1 protein-coding gene is annotated in these 1,907 nt (G+C 75.6%); it reads right to left on the bottom strand.

The window, feature by feature from the left end:
- Nucleotides 1-79: 79 nt before the first annotated feature.
- The coding region (locus HCN52_RS24070; RefSeq protein ID WP_168090530.1) for a type IV secretory system conjugative DNA transfer family protein at nucleotides 80-1,907 on the bottom strand (1,828 nt) is incomplete at its 5' end.

The raw sequence follows: 1,907 nt of genomic DNA on the forward strand, positions 1-1,907 counted from the left end.
GTGCGGCACGGGGCCCCGTCCGCGGTGCGCCCCGCAGCGCGGCACGGGGCGCAGCGCGCGCCGCGCGCCCCGTGCGGCGTCAGCTCCCCAGCCGCACCAGGACAGGCGGCCCGCTCTCGCCGGCGACGGTGGTCAGGGACATCACGGCGTGCCGCGGGGGCAGCCGGTGCGCCAGTTCCGAGGCGGACCAGCGCTCCCGCTCCACCCGTCGGACGGTCACGGTCTCCGTGGTCGCGGCCCGCCCCGTGAAGAGCTTCCGCACCCCGCGTGCCCCGCGGCGCAGCGCACCGCCGTGGCGGTCGGGCGAGCTGCTGACGTCCCTGTCCTCGGTCCACTCCTTGCCCCAGGCGCGGGCGAAGTGCTCGCCGTCCCAGGTGGTGATGCCGGAGAGCGCCATGCGGCACCCCACCGCGCCCAGCAGTCCGGCGCGCAGTCGTTCCGGCACCTCGTCGAGGGTGCGCAGTGCCAGGACCGCCCCGGCGTTGGCCGGCCGGAGGTGGGTCAGACCGCGTACTGTCGCGGCGGTGAACGCCGCGGTGGCGTCGTCGACGACGAGGCAGGCGAAGAGCGAGCGGTCTCCTCGGGTGGTGGCAGCAGCGGTGAACTGAGCGAGCAGCAGACGGGTGATGATCCGGGAGGCCTCCGCGTGACCGGTCGCCGGCAGATCGACGCGGATGCGGAGCGGATGCTCCAGAGCGGCGGCGAGGGAGAACGGTCGGACGCGCCGCGCCGCCGCGTCGCCCGGCGCGGCGGAGAAGCCGCAGCGGTCGAGGACGGCGAGGCGGTCCGCCAGCAGCACACCGACGTCGTTCGGACGTTCCGACTGGCGGGTGCGCGCGGTGAGTTCCCGGAGCTGGTCCCAGGCTCCGGCGTGCTCGAGATCCTCACCGAGCGTCGTCAGCAGGCCGGGGGCGCCGTCCAGGAGTGCGCGCAGCTCGGGGACGTCGGGGAGCCTGCCGTAGGCGGCCCGGTAGGGGCCGACGAGTTGCGCGAGCGCTGCAGCGGCCTCCCCGGCGTCGGCGCGGGTGCCGGCGGTCAGCACCTCCGCGAGCAGGCTCGCCGCCTCGTCCGTGTCCTCGATGCCCCCGTAGAGGTCGAGGCGATGGCCGCCCGAGGGATCCCCGACGCGCACCACGACGTCGAAGGCGTCGTCGGGCCCGAGCGCGGCGAACGCCCCGCCCAGGGCGACGACCGCGGCCCGACCGGCCAGCGCCTGGAGGCACAGGGTCTCGGTCACCGGGCGCACCACACGTCCGGTCTTGCCGGAGCCGGGCGGTCCCACAGCCAGCAGGGACGTGCCGAGCACCGTGGGGTCGAGCGCCACCCCGGTGGCGCGGCGTGCGTACGGATTGCGGTCGTCGTCCACCGCCTCACCGATGAGTACCTGCTGGGTCAACAGGTCGTGCTGTGCCGTGCGCGCTGCGAGATCGCGCGCGCCCGAGGGGTGCGTGAAGGCGCCGGGCCCGTTCCTCCGGACGGCCTCGGTGAACGCCGGGAGCTCGGTCGGCCGCGCGCGGACCGCCTGCCACGCGTGGTCGATCCGCACGTAGTCGAGGTCGGTCAACGAGCCGGCCCGCAGCTCGCTGGTGAGCCGTTCCGCTGCCTCCTCGGCGCCGCCGTCCCGCAGCTGCTGCCAGCGACCGAGATCGGCGGCGGAGGCACGGCTGTCGGCGGGGGGCCCGGTGCGAAGGCGGCGCAGCGCGCCGCGCCAGTCGCCGGCCACGGCCGCGATTCCGACGAGGAGTCCGGTCCACACCAGGTAGTGGAGGTTGTAGGCGACCACGTAGGCGGTGGAGTCGCCGTTCTCCCACCAACTGTCGGGGACGAGGACGTACAGCGGCTCGAGCCAGAACTGCCAGACACCCCCGAAGCTCAGCCCCCAGGCCCAGGCGCCGAGCGCCAGGGCC

Source organism: Streptomyces bohaiensis (assembly GCF_012033785.1).
GTDB lineage: Bacteria > Actinomycetota > Actinomycetes > Streptomycetales > Streptomycetaceae > Streptomyces > Streptomyces bohaiensis.